The 17,304-nt window shown below is 59.9% G+C and carries 20 protein-coding genes; 8 read left to right on the top strand and 12 right to left on the bottom strand.

Annotation, left to right across the window (positions count from 1 at the left end; genetic code table 11):
* Positions 1-126: 126 nt before the first annotated feature.
* The 7 genes from AC1RKH_RS13150 to ffh all read right to left on the bottom strand — a co-directional run bounded on the left by AC1RKH_RS13150 (position 127) and on the right by ffh (position 5,722).
* Complete coding sequence (locus AC1RKH_RS13150) at positions 127-858, bottom strand: DsbC family protein (protein ID WP_123428641.1); 732 nt, start codon at positions 856-858, stop codon at positions 127-129.
* Positions 859-1,119: 261 nt separating this feature from the next.
* Positions 1,120-2,016: a site-specific tyrosine recombinase XerD gene (gene xerD / locus AC1RKH_RS13155; protein WP_123428643.1), complete on the bottom strand. Its 897-nt coding sequence runs from the start codon at positions 2,014-2,016 to the stop codon at positions 1,120-1,122.
* 135 nt (positions 2,017-2,151) lie between these two features.
* Complete coding sequence (gene rplS / locus AC1RKH_RS13160) at positions 2,152-2,502, bottom strand: 50S ribosomal protein L19 (protein WP_003175895.1); 351 nt, start codon at positions 2,500-2,502, stop codon at positions 2,152-2,154.
* 45 nt (positions 2,503-2,547) lie between these two features.
* On the bottom strand, positions 2,548-3,321 hold the full coding sequence (gene trmD, locus AC1RKH_RS13165) for a tRNA (guanosine(37)-N1)-methyltransferase TrmD (protein WP_154503229.1): 774 nt from the start codon (positions 3,319-3,321) through the stop codon (positions 2,548-2,550).
* Positions 3,303-3,839, bottom strand: coding sequence for a ribosome maturation factor RimM (rimM, locus tag AC1RKH_RS13170; protein WP_493062362.1), 537 nt, complete (start codon positions 3,837-3,839; stop codon positions 3,303-3,305). Before rimM ends, trmD begins: the two co-directional genes overlap by 19 nt.
* Before the next feature lie 5 nt (positions 3,840-3,844).
* Entirely contained in the window at positions 3,845-4,096 is a 252-nt protein-coding gene (gene rpsP / locus AC1RKH_RS13175) for a 30S ribosomal protein S16 (protein WP_003209587.1), read from the bottom strand.
* 249 nt (positions 4,097-4,345) lie between these two features.
* Positions 4,346-5,722: a signal recognition particle protein gene (gene ffh / locus AC1RKH_RS13180; protein ID WP_493062363.1), complete on the bottom strand. Its 1,377-nt coding sequence runs from the start codon at positions 5,720-5,722 to the stop codon at positions 4,346-4,348.
* Positions 5,723-5,930: 208 nt separating this feature from the next.
* Between ffh and AC1RKH_RS13185 the strand changes: the two genes are divergently transcribed.
* From AC1RKH_RS13185 to AC1RKH_RS13195, 3 genes are all read left to right on the top strand, one after another.
* The gene (locus tag AC1RKH_RS13185) at positions 5,931-6,743 is read left to right on the top strand and encodes a cytochrome C assembly family protein (protein ID WP_493062364.1); all 813 of its coding nucleotides are present in this window, start codon (positions 5,931-5,933) and stop codon (positions 6,741-6,743) included.
* 12 nt (positions 6,744-6,755) lie between these two features.
* Positions 6,756-8,027: a transporter associated domain-containing protein gene (locus AC1RKH_RS13190; protein ID WP_493062365.1), complete on the top strand. Its 1,272-nt coding sequence runs from the start codon at positions 6,756-6,758 to the stop codon at positions 8,025-8,027.
* A 71-nt stretch (positions 8,028-8,098) separates the two neighbouring features.
* Positions 8,099-9,415 carry an MFS transporter gene (locus AC1RKH_RS13195; RefSeq protein WP_493062366.1) on the top strand — a complete coding sequence of 439 codons (1,317 nt, stop codon included), beginning with the start codon at positions 8,099-8,101 and terminating at the stop codon, positions 9,413-9,415.
* A 113-nt stretch (positions 9,416-9,528) separates the two neighbouring features.
* On the opposite strand, the gene purT is transcribed toward AC1RKH_RS13195, so the two are convergent.
* The 5 genes from purT to AC1RKH_RS13220 all read right to left on the bottom strand — a co-directional run bounded on the left by purT (position 9,529) and on the right by AC1RKH_RS13220 (position 12,890).
* Positions 9,529-10,710: a formate-dependent phosphoribosylglycinamide formyltransferase gene (gene purT / locus AC1RKH_RS13200; protein ID WP_493062367.1), complete on the bottom strand. Its 1,182-nt coding sequence runs from the start codon at positions 10,708-10,710 to the stop codon at positions 9,529-9,531.
* A gap of 99 nt (positions 10,711-10,809) precedes the next feature.
* Positions 10,810-11,277, bottom strand: coding sequence for a VUT family protein (locus AC1RKH_RS13205; protein WP_493062368.1), 468 nt, complete (start codon positions 11,275-11,277; stop codon positions 10,810-10,812).
* Between the two features lie 208 nt (positions 11,278-11,485).
* Positions 11,486-11,701: a DUF1289 domain-containing protein gene (locus AC1RKH_RS13210; protein WP_493062369.1), complete on the bottom strand. Its 216-nt coding sequence runs from the start codon at positions 11,699-11,701 to the stop codon at positions 11,486-11,488.
* Positions 11,698-12,222 carry a gamma carbonic anhydrase family protein gene (locus tag AC1RKH_RS13215; protein WP_493062370.1) on the bottom strand — a complete coding sequence of 175 codons (525 nt, stop codon included), beginning with the start codon at positions 12,220-12,222 and terminating at the stop codon, positions 11,698-11,700. Before AC1RKH_RS13215 ends, AC1RKH_RS13210 begins: the two co-directional genes overlap by 4 nt.
* Positions 12,223-12,290: 68 nt before the next feature.
* Positions 12,291-12,890, bottom strand: a complete 600-nt coding sequence (locus AC1RKH_RS13220; protein ID WP_123428661.1) for a CoA pyrophosphatase — start codon at positions 12,888-12,890, stop codon at positions 12,291-12,293.
* A gap of 147 nt (positions 12,891-13,037) precedes the next feature.
* Between AC1RKH_RS13220 and AC1RKH_RS13225 the strand changes: the two genes are divergently transcribed.
* The 5 genes from AC1RKH_RS13225 (at position 13,038) to AC1RKH_RS13245 (ending at position 17,301) form a co-directional block, all read left to right on the top strand.
* Positions 13,038-13,589 (top strand): NUDIX hydrolase, encoded by a 552-nt coding sequence (locus AC1RKH_RS13225; protein WP_123428663.1) that lies wholly within the window; start codon positions 13,038-13,040, stop codon positions 13,587-13,589.
* Between the two features lie 37 nt (positions 13,590-13,626).
* Positions 13,627-14,130, top strand: a complete 504-nt coding sequence (locus AC1RKH_RS13230; protein WP_123428665.1) for a L,D-transpeptidase family protein — start codon at positions 13,627-13,629, stop codon at positions 14,128-14,130.
* A 280-nt stretch (positions 14,131-14,410) separates the two neighbouring features.
* Positions 14,411-15,142 (top strand): GntR family transcriptional regulator, encoded by a 732-nt coding sequence (locus AC1RKH_RS13235; RefSeq protein ID WP_123428667.1) that lies wholly within the window; start codon positions 14,411-14,413, stop codon positions 15,140-15,142.
* Between the two features lie 49 nt (positions 15,143-15,191).
* Positions 15,192-16,298 carry an N-acetylglucosamine-6-phosphate deacetylase gene (nagA, locus tag AC1RKH_RS13240; RefSeq protein WP_493062556.1) on the top strand — a complete coding sequence of 369 codons (1,107 nt, stop codon included), beginning with the start codon at positions 15,192-15,194 and terminating at the stop codon, positions 16,296-16,298.
* A complete protein-coding gene (locus tag AC1RKH_RS13245; protein ID WP_493062557.1) occupies positions 16,291-17,301 on the top strand; it encodes an SIS domain-containing protein in 1,011 nt (336 codons plus the stop codon). The genes nagA and AC1RKH_RS13245 overlap by 8 nt, the downstream gene beginning before the upstream one ends.
* Positions 17,302-17,304 lie beyond the last annotated feature (3 nt).

A 17,304-nucleotide genomic window follows, 5' to 3' on the forward strand; every position in this document is an offset into this window, starting at 1 on the left:
CCATAAAACGGCCGACTCAAGGTCGGCCGTGGAAAACAGCCGCACGCTGTGCGGCTCTCTATTAATGGAACGTCGACTGCTGTCGCCGCTCCATGATCGTCAAAGGCTTACCGTGACGACGCAGGATTATTTCGCACCCAGTGCCAGTTTGGCGACTTGTGGTGCTGGCTGGTAGCCCGGAATCACTTGGCCATCGGCCAAAACGATGGCCGGTGTACCGTTCACGCCGATCGACTGACCCAGGGCGAACTGCTTGGAAACCGGGTTGGCGCACTTGGCAGCCTTGATTTCCTTGCCATCGACCATTTTGTCCATCGCGGCTTTTTTGTCAGTGGAACACCAGACGGCTTGCAGTTGCTCGTCACCCGGCGAGCCGAGGCCCTGGCGCGGGAAAGCAACATAACGCACTTCGATGCCCATTTTGTTCAATGCAGGCACTTCGGCGTGCAATTTGTGGCAGTACGGGCAGGTGGTGTCGGTGAACACGGTGATGTGGGTCTTGGTTTCGCCAATCGCCGGGTAAACCACGGTTTCAGCGACCGGAATACCGTTGATCAACTTGGAGATGCCCAGACGCTCGGCCTTCTCGGTCAGGTTGACCGGTTTGCCGTCCTTGAGCTGGAACAGGTAGCCCTGAACGATGTACTGGCCGTCGGCGCTGGCGTACAGCACGCGGCTGCCCTTGAGTTTGACTTCGTAGAGACCGGCCAGCGGGCTGGCACTGATGGACTCGATCGGAGTGTCGAGCTGGAGGGTTTCCAGGCTTTTACGAATGGCTTTATCAGCCGCATCATCGGCGACGGCAAAGGTGCTGACCAACGCAATGGCTGCGGCGGCGAAAATCTGGGTCAGACGCATGAGAACTCCTGAAGGCGGACAAATGGGTCGGCTAGAACGCCCGTAATGAAACACCGGGTCATAACCGCCCATCGTGCAAACCCCCAAAGCCTACCACATAAGGCCCGCGTGGCCGAATGGAGCTGACACAAGACATCATGGGAAACACAAGCCCTTTGTGGGAGCGAGCTTGCTCGCGATTGCGGTGGCACATCCAGCATTGATGTGACTGGCAGATAGCTATCGCGAGCAAGCTCGCTCCCACATAAAGCAAAACAGCAATCAGCCCCTCGGATGGTGCTTGGCGTGCAGGTCTTGCAAACGGGCGCGCGCAACGTGGGTGTAGATCTGGGTGGTCGACAGGTCGCTATGACCGAGCAGCATCTGCACCACACGCAAATCGGCGCCGTGGTTGAGCAGATGGGTGGCGAAGGCGTGGCGCAAGGTGTGCGGTGACAGAGACTTGCCGATCCCGGCGACTTTGGCCTGGTGCTTGATGCGATGCCAGAAGGTCTGGCGAGTCATCTGCTCACCGCGAAGGCTCGGGAACAGCACATCGCTGGGCCGCCCGCCAAGCAATTCGCTGCGCGCATCACGCATGTAACGCTCGACCCAGACGATCGCCTCCTCGCCCATCGGCACCAGTCGCTCCTTGCTGCCCTTGCCCATGACCCGCAGCACGCCCTGACGCAGATTGATCTGCTCCAGCGTCAGGCTGATCAGCTCGGTGACCCGCAGGCCGCAGGCGTACAAAACTTCCAGCATGGCGCGATCACGCTGGCCGATTGCTTCGCTCAGATCCGGTGCAGCAAGCAAGGCTTCCACGTCCGCTTCCGACAGTGACTTGGGCAATGGCCTGCCGAGTTGCGGCATGTCGACACGCAATGTCGGGTCAACGGCAATCAGCTTTTCGCGCAGCAAATAGCGATAGAACCCACGCACACCCGAAAGAAACCGTGCAGTAGAACGAGGCTTGTAGTTTTGTTCGAGGCGCCAGGCCAGGTGATCGAGGATCAACTCGCGCCCGGCGTTGACCAGTTCCAGACCCTTTTCCTGCAACCAGCCGTTGAACAGGGCCAGGTCACTGCGATAGGCGTCACGGGTGTTATCCGACAGGCCTTTCTCCAGCCACAGGGCGTCGAGAAACTGGTCTATCAGTGGATGATCGATGGCGGGCATAAAGGCTCAAGCAAGACAGACAACAACTGGAAGGTGGCGAACAGTCTTTCATAGCCCACGCGTTCGCGGAACCACAAATCGCAGGCAACAAAAAAGCAGCCCGTAGGCTGCTTTTTTCTGCATCGGAAGCTGGACTTAAGCCAGTTTTTCCTTGATGCGAGCTGCTTTACCCGACAGGTCACGCAGGTAGTACAGCTTGGCTTTACGTACGTCACCGCGACGCTTGACAGCCATGCTGTCGATTTGCGGGCTGTAGGTCTGGAAAGTACGCTCTACGCCAACACCGTTGGAGATTTTACGAACAGTGAAAGCACTGTTCACACCACGGTTACGCTTGGCGATAACGACGCCTTCGAACGCTTGCAGACGCGAACGGTCGCCTTCCTTCACTTTCACCTGAACGACAATGGTGTCGCCCGGGGCAAAGGTAGGGATCTCTTTGGTCATCTGCTCTGCTTCGAGTGCAAGGATGATTTTGTTAGTCATGCTGTGCTCCTAAGGTAAATCGTCGGATCTACCATCGATACGTTGTTAACTATCGTCCCGCTCGCGGATGTATTCCTCGAGCAGCTTCTTCTCTTCTCCAGAAAGCGAGCGGCTTTCCAGAAGATCGGCGCGTCGTTCAAAGGTCCTACCAAGGGACTGCTGTAAACGCCAACGCCGGATATGCGCGTGATTGCCACTCAGCAACACGTCGGGAACACGCTGATCCGCATACACCTCAGGTCGGGTGTAGTGCGGGCAATCCAGCAAACCATCCGTAAAGGAATCTTCCTCGGCGGAGTCCGCATGCCCTAAAGCTCCAGGCAGCAGTCGTGTAACCGCATCGATCAGGACCATCGCCGGCAGCTCGCCGCCAGACAGTACATAGTCGCCAATCGACCACTCTTCATCGACATGAGCCTCAATAAAACGCTCGTCAATGCCTTCATAGCGGCCGGCAATCAGGATCAATGCATCCAGATTCGCCAACTCGCGTACCGCCGACTGAGTCAGTTGGCGGCCTTGGGGCGACAGGTAAATTACCTTCGCCGCCTCCCCGGCTGCTGCCTTGGCCTGAACCAGAGCATCTTCCAGGGGCTTGATCTTCATCACCATGCCCGGGCCACCGCCAAATGGGCGATCGTCCACAGTGTGATGTCGATCCGTCGTGTAGTCTCGCGGATTCCAACAGGTAAGCTGCAACAGCCCCTGCTTCACCGCACGACTGGTGATGCCGTACTCGCTGATGGCGGAGAACATCTCGGGAAACAAACTGATCACTTCTACGCGCAAGTTAGCCACGCTTAGAAGTCCGCATCCCATTCCACCTTCATCTCGCCTGCGGCAAGGTCGACAACCAACACGCATTGCTCCGTATAGGGCAACAGGCGTTCGCGATCATCCAGGCTGCCAGCGCAAGGCTTGACCACCATTACATCATTGGCGCCGGTTTCCAGAAGATGATCGATCTTCCCGAGCAATTGCCCGAGTTGGTCAATAACCTTCAGACCTTCCAGCTGGTACCAGTAGTACTCGCCGTCGGTCAATTCAGGGAACAGGTTGCGCGGCACGCAGATCTCATAACCGGCCAGAAGACGAGCTTCTTCACGATCATCAAGACCTTTGAGCTTCGCGACCAGGAACTTGTCGTTCCCGCGTCCGCTGACCAGCTCAACCTGTTTAACGCTGCCTTCGCGCTTGAGCGTCCAGGTTTTGTAGTGCAACAGGTTTTCAGTCGGATCAGTAAAGGAGTAAACCTTCACTTCGCCGCGAACGCCATGAACAGAATAAATCTTGCCGATAACGATCAAATCATCAGCAATAGCTGGCGTCGCGTTCATATTGCTCAGGCCGCAGCCTTAGATGCATCCTTCAACAACTGAGCAACACGCTCAGAAGGTTGTGCACCAACGCTCAGCCAGTAGGCTACGCGCTCTTGGTTCACGGACAGGCGGACTTCTTGACCACGAGCGATCGGGTTGAAGAAACCAACTTGTTCTTTGTGCGAACCGTCGCGTGGGTTGCGGCTGTCGGTCACGGTCAAGTGGTAGAACGGGCGCTTTTTGGAGCCGCCAAGGGCAAGACGGATTGTTAGCATGTGAACATAGTTCCTGTAGTCGGTGCTGCAAATCTAAATGCACAGCGGGCATAGGTGCCCGAAAGGCCGCATATTCTAAGGAATATCCGGACTTTTGCAAATGTCTTTTTCCGGCACCTGTCAGTGTGCCATCCAGATTTGCTATAGAGCCGTTGCGAACAACGGCGAGTCAGCTCCCGCCAATGCGGGCTTGCTGTTGGTCCCACGTCCGTGTGGGGCCGCGCCGACATGACTGCCGACGCGAATCTTTTACATTTTCGGCATGCCGCCGCCGGGCAACATACCGCCCATGCCGCGCATCATTTTGGCCATTCCGCCTTTGGCGGAGAACTTCTTCATCATCTTCTGCATCTGCTTGTGCTGCTTGATCAAGCGACCGATGTCCTGCACCTGGGTGCCGGAACCCATGGCGATCCGACGCTTGCGCGAACCGCTGATCAGCTCCGGGTCGCGGCGCTCGGCCGGGGTCATGGAGTTGATGATGGCTTCCATCTGCTTGAATTGCTTCTCTGCCGCACCCTGGGCATTGCCCATTTGCGCCAGATTCACCCCGCCGATGTTCGGCAGTTTGTCCATGAGCCCGCCGAGGCCGCCCATGTTCTTCATTTGTTGCAGCTGATCGCGGAAGTCTTCGAGGTCGAAGCCTTTGCCTTTCTTCAGCTTCTTGGCCAGTTTGTCGGCCTTGTCCTTGTCGAGGGTCGCTTCAGCCTGTTCGATCAGGCTGAGCACGTCGCCCATGCCAAGGATGCGCGAGGCGATCCGCTCAGGGTGGAACGGCTCGAGGGCTTCGGTTTTCTCGCCCATGCCGATGAACTTGATCGGCTTGCCAGTGATCGCACGCACCGACAGCGCGGCACCGCCACGGGCATCACCGTCGACCTTGGTCAGGATCACGCCGGTCAGCGGCAATGCCTCGCCAAAGGCCTTGGCCGTGTTGGCGGCGTCCTGGCCGGTCATGGCGTCGACCACAAACAGCGTTTCGACCGGCTTGATCGCCGCGTGCAGGGCCTTGATCTCGCCCATCATCTCTTCGTCGATGTGCAGACGACCGGCGGTATCGACGATGACCACGTCGATGAATTTCAGTCTTGCTTCTTTAATGGCCGCTTCGGCGATGTCGACCGGCTTCTGGCTCAGGTCGGACGGGAAGAACGTCACGCCGATGTCGTTGGCCAGGGTTTCCAGCTGCTTGATCGCGGCCGGACGGTAAACGTCCGCCGACACCACCATGACCGACTTCTTCTTGCGCTCTTTAAGGAAGCGCGCCAGTTTGCCAGCGGTGGTGGTTTTACCGGCACCTTGCAGACCGGCCATCAAAATGACGGCCGGCGGCACGGCGCTCAGGTTCAAATCTTCGTTGGCCGCGCCCATCAGGCTTTCGAGTTCGGCCTGGACGATCTTCACGAAGGCCTGGCCCGGCGTCAGGCTGCGCGACACCTCGGTGCCGACAGCGCGCTCCTTGACCGAATTGACGAAGTCTTTGACCACCGGCAAGGCGACGTCGGCTTCGAGCAGCGCCATGCGCACTTCGCGCAGGGTGTCTTTGATATTGTCCTCGGTCAGCTTGGCCTTGCCGGTGACATGGCGCAGCGTCTGCGAGAGACGGTCGGTTAAGTTTTCAAACATGCGCGATCCTTTCAGGCCCTATGGAGACCGAGGTAATGGCGGCCCAGACCGTGAAAAACATGTGCTCGGCGAGCCTGCGGCGTGGGCAGGTCGCGGATTATAGCGAAGACTGCGTCTGGCGCACACCCGCCGTCTGGTTGAGTGGTCTTTCGTGCGATGTCGGTTGTATGCCAAACTCAGCCTCTTTCGGGCTTGCCTAACAGGATTTATGCTCCCCTTGTCACCCAGTTTGCTCAGCTCCCTCGCCGCCGCTTGCTTGTACGCCGCTGCGACTCTCTATCAAGGCACTCGCCTGGCCCAAGGCGCCAAGGCGAACAAACGCCTGCTGGTCTCGCTCGGCATCCTTGCCGTGCTGGCCCACAGCGCGAGCCTGTTCACCCACCTGATGACGCCGATTGGCCTGGGCCTGGACTTTTTCAGTGCCGCCAGCCTGATCGCCGCCGCCGTGATTGCGCTGACGCTGCTGGCCTGCTCACGGATCCCGGTGGAAAACCTGCTGGTGCTGCTATTCCCGCTGGGAATGGCCACGGTGCTGCTGGCGCAGTTCGCGCCGTCGGGCACGGTGCAGGTGATCGACGAAGAGCCGGGGATTCTCGCGCACATCCTGTTGTCGATCCTCGCCTACGGCATGTTTACCATCGCGGTGTTCCAGGCCTTGCTGCTGTTGGTCCAGGACCACCAGCTCAAGCACAAGCACCCGTCCGGGCTGATCAAGAATTTTCCGCCGCTGCAAACCATGGAAAGCCTGCTGTTCGGCTTCCTCTGGGCCGGCTGGACCCTGCTGTCGCTGTCGCTGATATCCGGCTGGCTGTTCGTCGAAAACCTGTTCGCCCAGCATCTGGTGCATAAAACCCTGCTGGCGTGCCTGGCCTGGATCGTCTTCAGTGTATTGCTGTGGGGGCGCAATCGTCTGGGCTGGCGCGGCCACAAAGCCATTCGCTGGACCCTCGCCGGTTTCTGCCTGCTGATGCTGGCCTATTTCGGCAGCAAGCTGGTCCGCGAATTCATCCTGCACATCTGACGGGCATTCGTAATGGATAACCTGCCCATAGGGCCGCTGCTCGCCGTGCTGGCCCTACTGATCTTATGGTCAGGGCTGTTCACCGCCATCGAAGCCGCACAACAACATCTGTTGGCCCAGCGCACCGCCTCGCGCTCTCGCGACAAACCCGTCGCGAAACTCGGCTTCCCGCTCAACAGCCTGATTTTCTGCAATACCGTGTGCCGCGCGCTGGTGGTGGTCATCAGCACGCTGCTGGCGATTTTTGGCTGGGCTGAAAACGGTCCGTGGCTGGCCTGCCTGAGCGCTGCCGCTGCGTTACTGGTGTTTGCCGACTACCTGCCACGCACCCTCGCCAGCCGATACCCCGACGCGATCCTGGCGCTGGGCAACACCCTGCTCGGCGTGCCGCTGAAAATTCTTTACCCGGCCGCGTGGCTGCTCAGCAGTATCAGCCAATTGCTGCTCAAGCCGTTCGCACGCAAGGTCAAGGTCGTCCAGCAAAGCGAAGACGAGCCACCGGCCCCTCAGCACAACGGCACCGACCACGAACACGAACACGCGGCCTGCCGTCCACACGCGCTGTCGGGCATTCACGCGCTGGACAACATTACCGTCAACGACATTCTGGTGCCGCGCAGTGAAGTCGACGGGATCAATCTGGACGATTCGATCGAGGAAATCATCGAACAGCTGCGCGCCAACAAACGCACGCGCCTGCCGGTGTTTCACAGTGATATCAACCAGGTCGAAGCGGTGCTCAATACCCGGCAGATCCGCCATTTGCTGCCTGATGCCAGCCTGACCAAAGAAGCCTTGCTGGCGGCGTGTCACGAACCTTACTTCGTCCCGGAAAGCACTCCACTGCAACTGCAACTGCTGAACTTTCACAAGCAGCAGCGCCGTTTGGGGATGGTGGTCGACGAATACGGTGAAGTAGAAGGCATCGTCACCCTGGAAGACATTCTCGAAGAAATCGTCGGCGAATTCGAAAGCCAGCACAGCCTCGACAACCCGCACATTCACCCGCAGGCCGATGGTCGGCTGGTGATCGAAGGTGCAGCCTCCATTCGCGAGTTGAACAAGAGCCTTGGCTGGCACCTGCCGAGCGACGGCCCGAAAACTCTTAACGGGCTGGTCACCGAGGCGCTGGAAACCATTCCCGAAAGCGCGGTCTGCCTGAAAATCGGGCGTTATCGCCTGGAAATCCTCGAAACCGAAGACAACCGCGTCAGCCGGGTGTTGATCTGGCACGTAGCCGTTGGCGAGGCCACAAGCCTGCGTTCGGCGGCGAAACCGCTGTAAAACCCACATCCCTGGGTGTTCGACCATAATAATTCGCTCCACCGGAGCACATGACTGTCAGGGATTACCGTATGACTACCAGCACGATTTACAGCGACGCTGCGCCTGCCCAACCGACGAACTCCACCACGCGGGTTGCGACGGCCAGTTTCATCGGCACCGCCATCGAGTTCTACGACTTCTACGTCTACGCCACGGCCGCCGCACTGGTGATCGGCCCGGTGTTCTTTCCGCAGACGTCCGGCACCGCCCAGATGCTCTCGGCCTTTCTGACCTTCGGCATCGCCTTCCTCGCTCGCCCCATAGGTTCGGCGCTGTTCGGCCACTTCGGTGACCGTATCGGGCGCAAATCAACCCTGGTCGCCTCCTTGCTGCTGATGGGCGTCTGCACCACGCTGATCGGCGTGCTGCCGGGTTACGACAGCATTGGCGCCTGGGCGCCGATCCTGCTGTGTGTGCTGCGCTTCGGCCAAGGCCTTGGGCTGGGCGGCGAATGGGGCGGCGCGGCCTTGCTCGCGACCGAGAACGCGCCAAAGGGTAAACGCGCCTGGTTCGGCATGTTCCCGCAACTCGGCCCTTCGATCGGTTTTCTCGCCGCTAACGGTCTGTTCCTGACCCTCGCCATGACTCTGAACGACGAGCAGTTCCGCGCTTGGGGCTGGCGGATCCCGTTCCTGCTCAGCGCCATACTGGTGATGGTCGGCCTGTATGTACGCTTGAAACTGCACGAAACCCCGGTATTCGCCAACGCGATCGCGCGTCAGGAACGGGTGAAAATCCCGCTGGTCGAGCTGTTCAGCCAATACTGGGCACCGATGCTGCTGGGTGCGGCGGCGATGGTGGTCTGCTATGCGCTGTTCTACATCTCGACGGTGTTTTCCCTGAGTTACGGTGTTTCGACCCTGGGTTACAGCCGCGAAACCTTCCTCGGCCTGCTGTGCTTCGCCGTGCTGTTCATGGCCGCCGCCACACCGCTGTCGGCCTGGGCCAGTGACCGTTTCGGGCGTAAACCGGTGCTGATCATCGGTGGCGTGCTGGCGATTCTCTCGGGCTTCACCATGGAACCGCTGCTGACCCACGGTACGACATGGGGCGTGGCGCTGTTCCTGTGTATCGAGCTGTTTCTGATGGGCGTGACGTTCGCCCCGATGGGTGCGCTGCTGCCAGAACTGTTCCCCACCCGCGTGCGTTATACCGGCGCGTCGGCGGCCTACAACCTGGGCGGCATTGTTGGCGCTTCGGCGGCACCGTTCTTCGCGCAGAAGCTGGTGGCGATGGGCGGCTTGAGTTGGGTGGGCGGGTATGTGTCAGTGGCAGCGTTGCTCAGTTTGATAGCTGTGCTGTGCCTGAAAGAGACAAGGAATAACGACCTGAATCAGGTCTCTTAAAGCAAGAGCATCGCGAGCAAGCTCGCTCCCACAGGATTCTCGGTTGGTCACAGATTTTGTGTACACCCAAATCCAATGTGGGAGCGAGCTTGCTCGCGATGGCTGCGACGCGGTTACAGCTCTACAACGACTGCCTGCGAGGCGCGGGTCGCTTTGGCGCGAGCCGCTTCGATCGACTCGTCACGCGCCAAGGCAACGCCCATGCGGCGCTGACCGTTGACTTCCGGCTTGCCGAACAGACGCAGCGCAGTATCCGGCTCGGCCAGTGCAGCACCGAGGTTGGCAAAAGCGGTCTGGGTCGACTGCCCTTCCACCAGAATCACCGCCGACGCCGATGGGCCGAACTGACGGATCAGCGGAATCGGCAGGCCGAGAATCGCCCGTGCGTGCAAGGCGAACTGCGACAGATCCTGAGAAATCAGGGTCACCAGACCGGTGTCATGCGGGCGCGGCGAGACTTCGCTGAACCACACCTGATCACCCTTGATGAACAACTCAACGCCGAACAGACCACGGCCACCCAGGGCTTCGGTCACGGATTTGGCCACGCGCTCGGATTCCGCCAGCGCAATCGGGCTCATGGCTTGCGGCTGCCAGGATTCCTGATAGTCGCCCTTCTCCTGACGATGACCGACTGGCGCACAGAACGTGGTGCCGCCGATGTGACGAACGGTGAGTAAGGTGATTTCGTAGTCGAAGTCGATGAAACCTTCGATGATCACCCGACCTTTACCGGCACGACCGCCTTCCTGCGCGTAATCCCAGGCTTTCTGCACGTCATCGACGCTGCGCAGCAGGCTCTGGCCTTTGCCCGAGGAGCTCATGACTGGCTTGACCACACACGGGAAGCCCAGGTCGTCGACTGCTTTGCGGTAGTCTTCGAAGGTATCGGCGAAGTGATACGGCGAGGTCGGCAGGTCCAGCTCTTCAGCCGCCAGACGACGGATGCCTTCACGGTTCATGGTCAGCTGCGCGGCGCGAGCGGTCGGGATCACGGTGAAGCCTTCGGCTTCCAGTTCGACCAGCGTGGTGGTGGCGATGGCTTCGATTTCCGGCACGATGAAGTGCGGCTTTTCGGCTTCGATCACTGCACGCAGGGCGGCGCCGTCGAGCATGTTGATCACGTGGCTGCGATGCGCCACCTGCATCGCCGGCGCGTTGGCGTAACGATCCACGGCAATCACTTCAACGCCAAGGCGTTGCAGCTCGATCACCACTTCCTTGCCCAACTCACCACAGCCACACAGCAATACGCGGGTCGCGGTTGGCGACAATGGAGTTCCGATACGGGTCATCTCAGGTCCTCAAAGGAGCGGATCATCAAGGGTCGCAGCGCCAGGCGCGCTTCCCTCAGGGAGAAAGCGCGGCATTTTACATGAACCTGAGGGTTTGGCTCAGCTTGCCAGCGCGTTCTTGCGCAAACGCCAGGCCATGGCCAGCCAGACGATGGTCACACCGGCGAATTTCGATCCCAGGGCAGTGAGGATCACGCCCGGTGTCAGGGCATCGATCATGCCGAAGAAGATGAAAGTATCCAGCGGAATGCTCAGTGCCGAACTTATCCACAGACGGTCGTGCAGCGGGCGCTTGGTGATGCTGAACACCAGCCAGTCAATGCACTCCGACACCGCGAAGGCCGTGGCACTGGCCAGGGCGATGGACGGATCGGAGGTGAAGTAGGACAGCACCAGCGCCGCCAGCATCGCGGCAAGCGCGCCGTGACCGAAACGGGTTTGCACCATGTCGCGCAGCACGAACACCAGGCCACCCCAGGCCGACCAGATGATGTCCAGATGCGGGGCAGTGGAAAAGGCGTAGTTGATCAGCACGACGCTGCTGATGTAAGCGATCAGGAAAAGCATGGGCGCCGGGATACCTGTCAGATTTGCGCACAGGGTACTTTAGGGGATGGGGTTGGGCCAAGGAGGTAGTGGCGCCCGTGATGGCCTCATCGCGAGCAAGCTCGCTCCCACATTAACTCAGCGTCGATCACAACAATGCGGGCAACATCGATCAAGTGTGGGAGCGAGCTTGCTCGCGATAAAGTGCGCAGCACTTTCAAAGTACGACTCAATTACCCGGTTTTGCCCCGATCATCCAAACCAACCCACTCGATTCGGCCCGCTCATGACACAACCCCAGCACCTTGCGGCGTTCATCGTTGTCCATGCGGCTCCAGCGGGTGATCTCATCCACCGTACGCTGACACCCGATGCAGATATCGTCCTCATCCAGTGCGCAAATGTTCACACACGGTGAGCGTACGGGTTTTTCGGTGGCGTTCATTCTTCCTGCTCGACCAGATCGCGGGCATAGCGCTGCGAGTTATGCACATAGTGGGCAGCGCTGGCTTCGAGCATTTTCTTCTGCGGCTCGGTCAGCTCCCGTACCACTTTGCCCGGCGAGCCCATGACCAGCGAACCATCAGGGATTTCCTTGCCTTCGCCGATCAGCGAGTTGGCGCCGATGATGCAGTTCTTGCCGATTTTCGCGCCGTTGAGGATCACCGCATTGATGCCGATCAGGCTGTAGTCGCCCACCGCGCAACCGTGCAGCATGGCGTTGTGGCCGATGGTCACGCCGGTGCCGATGGTCAGCGGGAAGCCCATGTCGGTGTGCATCACGGTGCCATCCTGCACGTTACTGTTCTTGCCGATCAGGATCAGCTCGTTGTCACCGCGCAATACCGCGTTGAACCAGACATTGGCCCCCTCTTCCAGCTTGACCCTGCCTACCAGCACGGCGTTGGGCGCTACCCAGCTCTGCGGGTGGGTTTCGACACGGGCGTCGCCCAAGCGGTATTTCATCTTTTCATCCTCAAGGCCAGGCAGGCTCACTAGCAAAAAGCCGGGGTATTGCCATGTGCGCGATGGCGTCAAATATTGATAAAGCTATTGGGAGGTTGATGCAGGCTGATCTGCGCGTCATAGAGCAGGTTGATCAGCTCGACGATCATGATCGCGGTCAGGCCCCAGATTTTGTATTCGCCATAACGATAGCTCGGCACATACCAACTGCGGCCCTGATAATCGATGCGGTGCGTGTGTTCACGCGGGTCTTTGCGGAAAAACTCCAGCGGCACACTGAACACCGCGGCAATTTCAGCGTCGTTGGCGCGGTACTCGACGAAGTCCGGAATCACCCCGACGTAAGGCGTGACCTTGATCCCATGCAGGGAAATCAACGGGCTCAGCGGGCCGATGACCTCCACCAAACCCGGTGGCAGGCCGATTTCTTCTTCGGCTTCGCGCAATGCGGTGAAAATCAGGTCCGGATCTTCCGGATCACGTCGCCCGCCAGGGAAGGCCACTTCACCGCCATGGGTCGAGAGCCCGCTGGCGCGCAAGGTCAGAACCAGCTCCGGCTCGTCACTGCGGGTGATAGGCACCAGGACCGCTGCCTCCGGAAAACGTCGGTCGGTTTCCAGGGTACGCGGCGTGTGGTTGCTTACCCGATGCAGTAGCTCGTCCAGCATGAGTGCTCTCGATTTGTTAGCTACCTTGCATCATGCACCAAACACACCGACCGCCCAACCCCTGAACCGTGGCATGTCGCTAAACGACAACTTGCCGACAGACACCGCCGCACGCCAAGATAGGCACAGCCTTTTCGGAAGCCCAGCATGAATTTCTGCAGCCAGTGCGGCAACCCGGTCACCCAACGCATTCCCGAAGGCGATTCGCGCCTGCGGTATGTCTGCGACAAGTGCCAGACCATCCATTACCAGAACCCGAATATCGTCGCCGGTTGCCTGCCCACCTGGGGCACTCAGGTGCTGTTGTGCCGCCGCGCCATCGAACCACGCCGTGGTTACTGGACCTTGCCGGCCGGCTTCATGGAAAATGGTGAAACCATCGAACAGGCGGCGATCCGTGAAACCGCCGAAGAGGCCTGTGCACGGGTGCGCAACCTGAACATCTATACGTTGATCGACGTGCCGCACATCAGTCAGGTGCATGTATTCTTTCGCGCCGAGCTGGTGGACCTGGACTTTGCCGCGGGCGAAGAAAGCCTGGAAGTGAAGCTTTTCGATGAAGCCGACATCCCGTGGTCGGAGCTGGCTTTCCGCACGGTCGGCCGTACCCTAGAATGCTACTTCGCAGACCGCCGGATAGAACATTTCCCTGTGCGTTCCGAATCAATTCCTCCACTTGCTCAGCCTGCGATCACTTAAACTATAAGTACGCCGTACTCTCAGGGATATCGTTTTAATGCGCTGGTTGCTTGCCCTCTTCTGCCTGTCGTTTGTCATGGTTTCCCAAGCTGCCACCACGGAGACCCTGGACGGCAAAGTCATCGAAAAAGTGTTGGTGCTCAAATCAGCTCACCAGTTGCAGCTGATCAATGATGGCAAGCCACTGCGGACCTATCGCATCTCATTGGGCAAAAACCCCAAAGGCGCGAAGCTTATGGAAGGCGATCGACGCACACCAGAAGGCTTGTATTGGCTGGACTGGCGCAAGGTCAGCGACCGCTTCAACCTGGCCATGCACATCTCCTACCCGAACATCAGCGACTCCGTCCGTTCGCGCCGCGAAGGCGTGGAGCCCGGTGGCATGATCATGATTCACGGCACCCCGGACACTGAAGAAAACCCTGAAGAGCTGTTCCACACCCTGGACTGGACCGACGGTTGCATCGGCATGCGCAACGTCGACATGCGCGAAGTCTGGGGCCTGGTCAAAGACGGCACGATGATCGAAATCCGCCCCTGATTCGGTCTTTTCGAAAAATAAATCAAAAGATCGCAGCCTGCGGCAGCTCCTACAGGGTTGATACCATTTCGTCCCGTAGGAGCTGCCGCAGGCTGCGATCTTTGCGCTTGTAACGCCCTCCCCTAATACCACTTCAAAGCCAACGCCACCGCGCCCTCCAGCGTGGTGCGTATTTGCTCGCCCCGAGCAGACCACTGGCGTTGACATGGTATTTAAGTGGTATTAGTTTTGCGCCATTACCGGGCGACAAACTCCACTCTCCGCATCGGAACCCAACCCAATGAATCACATCCTGGCCCTGCGCCCTGACGACACTCAGCCAACGCCGTTGTACCTGCAACTGGCACGCAACCTGGAAGCGGCGATTCATGCGGGCCTCTGGAAAGCCGAGCAGGCATTGCCGTCGGAGCGCAACCTCAGCGAAATGCTGAACATCTCCCGCGTGACCGCCCGCAAGGCACTGGAAGTGCTGTTCGAACAAGGCCTGATCCGTCGCAGCCAAGGCTCCGGCACTTTCATCACTCCGCGCCTCGAACAACCACTGTCCCGGCTGTCCGGCTTCAGCGAAATGCTTCGCCTCAAAGGCTTCGTGCCGAGCTCGCAATGGCTGGAGCGGGAAATCACCCAGCCGACCCACGAAGAACTGATCCGCCTCGCGCTCTCGCCCTACGACAAAGTCGCGCGTCTCAAGCGCCTGCGTAAAGCCGACGACACCGTAATGGCCATCGAGATGAGCACCCTGCCCGCCTCGATCATTGCCCAGCCACAAGCGGTCGGTGATTCGCTCTACGAATACCTCGATGGCATCGGAAAACCCGTGGTGCGTGCCCTGCAACACATTCAGGCGATCAACGCCTCGGACGAATTCGCCGCGCTGGTCGGCATCGCTCCCGGCACCGCCATGCTGCTGATGACCCGGGTCGGTTACCTCGAAGACAACACCCCGATCGAAGTCACCGACACCTATTGCCGCAACGACTACTACGACTTTGTCGCAGAGCTTCGACGCTAAGAATCGCGTCGCTGACGCCGGAGAACTACTGATGTCCGAAGAACTACTGATGTCCGAAGACAACATCCTCACCGCCCAAGGCTGGATTCGTGGTCGGTTGATCCACGAACACGGCAAGATCGTGCGCATCGAAGGTCAGCTCTGCGACCCGGCGGACAACGACCTGCCTTACCTGCTGCCGGGTTTCATCGACCTGCACGTCCACGGCGGTGGCGGCAAGGACATCATGGAAGGCTCGCCAGCCTTCGAAACCATCACCAAAACCCACGTGCGTTTCGGCACCACCTCGCTGCTGGCCACCACCATGACCGCGCCACCGGAAGAAATTTCCCGGGTGCTGGCCGAGGTCGGCGAGTTCTGTGAACAGCGGCCGAAAGGCAGCGCCCGGGTACTCGGCGTGCATTTGGAAGGACCGTACATCAACCCTGGCAAACTCGGTGCGCAACCGAACTTCGCCCACACCGCGTTGATGGCCGAGGTCGAAGCCTATCTGGCGCTGGCGCCTATTCGGGTGATCACCATCGCCCCGGAAATCGCCGGTCACGACAAACTGATTCGCGCCCTCAGCGACCGTGGGATTCGCATGCAGATCGGCCACACCCTGGGCAGCTACGAAGAAGGCGTCGCGGCGCTTGAGGCCGGCGCCAGCAGTTTCACTCACCTCTATAACGCCATGAGCCCGTTGCATCACCGCGAGCCCGGGATCGTCGGCGCAGCACTGGCTCACGCCAAATACGCCGAGCTGATTCCCGACCTGCTGCACGTCCACCCCGGCGCGATCCGGGTGGCCCTGCGCTCGATCCCCTGCCTGTATTGCGTCACCGATTCCACCGCCGCCGCCGGCATGCCGGATGGTGAATACAAGCTCGGCAGCCACACCGTGACCAAATGCCTGGGCGGCGTGCGCTTGCCCGACGGCACATTGGCCGGCAGCACCCTGACCATGGATCAGGCCCTGCGCAATCTGGTGAAAATCGGCCTGCCATTGGCCGAGGCCTCGCAACGGCTGTCGCAATTCCCCGCCGACTACCTCGGCATCCAGGAGCGCGGCCGCCTGCAACCCGGCGCCTGGGCTGACTGCGTACGTCTGGATCGCTCACTCACACTGACCGCCGTAATGGTCGAAGGAGAAGACATTGACTTCAAAAATGCTTGAAGAGGCGCTGTCCTCGTACAAGGCCGTCGACGTTCAGTTGCAGCAACTGGATCCGCAGATGATCGAGATCGCCGGGCGCCTGAACCGTCAGCCACCGCAAGTGGCGATGACCGTCGCCCGTGGCAGTTCCGATCACGCCGCGAGCTACTTCGCCTACTTGACCATGCAGCACGTGGGCATACCGGTGGCGTCGCTGCCGATGTCGGTGGTGACCATGCAGCAAGCACCGCTGAAGGTCAGCGGCCAAGTGGCGTTTGCGTTCTCGCAGTCCGGGCAAAGTCCGGATCTGGTCAACAGCCTGCGGCTGCTGCGCAAGCGTGGCGCCTTGAGCATTTCGATGGTCAATGCCGAGAACTCGCCCCTGGAAGCCGCGTGCGAGTTCAGCCTGCCGCTGTGCGCCGGCATCGAAAGCAGCGTCGCCGCGACCAAAAGTTTCATCGCCACCCTCAGCGCCAGTGCGCGCTTGATCGCCCACTGGAAGCAGGATGCCGAGTTGCTGCAAGCCGGCCTCGCGCTGCCAGCAGGTTTGCGCGAAGCCGCGACTCAGGACTGGAGCCTGGCTGTCGACGTACTGCGTGACTGCCAACGCTTGATGGTGATCGGCCGTGGTGCCGGGTTTGCCATCGCTCAGGAAGCGGCACTGAAACTCAAGGAAACCTCGGCGATTCAGGCCGAAGCTTTCAGCAGCGCCGAAGTGAAACACGGGCCAATGGCACTGATCGACGACAACTACCCACTGCTGGTGTTCGCCCCGCGCGGCGCCGAGCAGGCAGGCCTGCTGAGTCTCGCCGCCGAGATGCGCCAACGCGGTGCCCGCGTGTTGCTGGCCGCCCCGGATGACGTCAGCGAACGCGACCTGACGCTGAGCCGCGCCGAACATCCGGCGCTGGACCCGATCCTCGCCATCCAGAGCTTCTACGTCATGGCGGCCGGCCTCGCGGTCGCCCGTGGCATGGACCCGGACCAGCCGCGTCACTTGAGCAAAGTGACCCGCACCCACTAACAC

The sequence above is a fragment of the Pseudomonas sp. GW822-FHT06B12 genome, assembly GCF_058799675.1.

Coding starts and splice junctions, on each gene's coding strand:
- AC1RKH_RS13215 (WP_493062370.1), bottom strand. CDS start 12,222: ATGAAATACCGCTTGGGCGACGCCCGTGTCGAAACCCACCCGCAGAGC.
- AC1RKH_RS13230 (WP_123428665.1), top strand. CDS start 13,627: ATGCGCTGGTTGCTTGCCCTCTTCTGCCTGTCGTTTGTCATGGTTTCC.
- xerD (WP_123428643.1), bottom strand. CDS start 2,016: ATGCCCGCCATCGATCATCCACTGATAGACCAGTTTCTCGACGCCCTG.
- trmD (WP_154503229.1), bottom strand. CDS start 3,321: ATGGGATGCGGACTTCTAAGCGTGGCTAACTTGCGCGTAGAAGTGATC.
- AC1RKH_RS13220 (WP_123428661.1), bottom strand. CDS start 12,890: ATGCTGGACGAGCTACTGCATCGGGTAAGCAACCACACGCCGCGTACC.
- AC1RKH_RS13185 (WP_493062364.1), top strand. CDS start 5,931: ATGCTCCCCTTGTCACCCAGTTTGCTCAGCTCCCTCGCCGCCGCTTGC.
- AC1RKH_RS13235 (WP_123428667.1), top strand. CDS start 14,411: ATGAATCACATCCTGGCCCTGCGCCCTGACGACACTCAGCCAACGCCG.
- rplS (WP_003175895.1), bottom strand. CDS start 2,502: ATGACTAACAAAATCATCCTTGCACTCGAAGCAGAGCAGATGACCAAA.
- AC1RKH_RS13190 (WP_493062365.1), top strand. CDS start 6,756: ATGGATAACCTGCCCATAGGGCCGCTGCTCGCCGTGCTGGCCCTACTG.
- AC1RKH_RS13205 (WP_493062368.1), bottom strand. CDS start 11,277: ATGCTTTTCCTGATCGCTTACATCAGCAGCGTCGTGCTGATCAACTAC.
- ffh (WP_493062363.1), bottom strand. CDS start 5,722: ATGTTTGAAAACTTAACCGACCGTCTCTCGCAGACGCTGCGCCATGTC.
- AC1RKH_RS13210 (WP_493062369.1), bottom strand. CDS start 11,701: ATGAACGCCACCGAAAAACCCGTACGCTCACCGTGTGTGAACATTTGC.
- AC1RKH_RS13195 (WP_493062366.1), top strand. CDS start 8,099: ATGACTACCAGCACGATTTACAGCGACGCTGCGCCTGCCCAACCGACG.
- purT (WP_493062367.1), bottom strand. CDS start 10,710: ATGACCCGTATCGGAACTCCATTGTCGCCAACCGCGACCCGCGTATTG.
- AC1RKH_RS13245 (WP_493062557.1), top strand. CDS start 16,291: ATGCTTGAAGAGGCGCTGTCCTCGTACAAGGCCGTCGACGTTCAGTTG.
- nagA (WP_493062556.1), top strand. CDS start 15,192: ATGTCCGAAGACAACATCCTCACCGCCCAAGGCTGGATTCGTGGTCGG.
- AC1RKH_RS13225 (WP_123428663.1), top strand. CDS start 13,038: ATGAATTTCTGCAGCCAGTGCGGCAACCCGGTCACCCAACGCATTCCC.
- rimM (WP_493062362.1), bottom strand. CDS start 3,839: ATGAACGCGACGCCAGCTATTGCTGATGATTTGATCGTTATCGGCAAG.
- rpsP (WP_003209587.1), bottom strand. CDS start 4,096: ATGCTAACAATCCGTCTTGCCCTTGGCGGCTCCAAAAAGCGCCCGTTC.
- AC1RKH_RS13150 (WP_123428641.1), bottom strand. CDS start 858: ATGCGTCTGACCCAGATTTTCGCCGCCGCAGCCATTGCGTTGGTCAGC.